Below are 350 nucleotides of genomic sequence, written 5' to 3'. Positions count from 1 at the left end.
TCATTTAATTTTTACCATTGTAGCTAAAAGTTTATTCCCAAGGATTAAACTTTTTAGATTGGTTCGATTCAATGCATTTCAATTCTTCCTCTACTTCCTTTACAAGGCTTTTTTCTTATATGGATTTCAATTCATTTATGAAAATAAAAAGAGACTACTGAGTACATTATTGGATAATGAAACAAAATAAAAAGAGCATAAAGATCCTTAATGAAAATAAATAGATTTATTTCAAAATGTATGCTACAATGGTTGTACCATTTGAATTACTTTTTGTTTTCATGTGCCCCACTCATTCCTGAGTGGGGTTTTTGTTTGTTTTTTTTCAAAAAAATAAAAAAACAGACTCT

This window comes from Neobacillus vireti (assembly GCF_036962465.1).
Taxonomy (GTDB): domain Bacteria; phylum Bacillota; class Bacilli; order Bacillales; family Cytobacillaceae; genus Neobacillus; species Neobacillus vireti_B.
Note: the sequence above shows the minus strand (reverse complement) of the source record.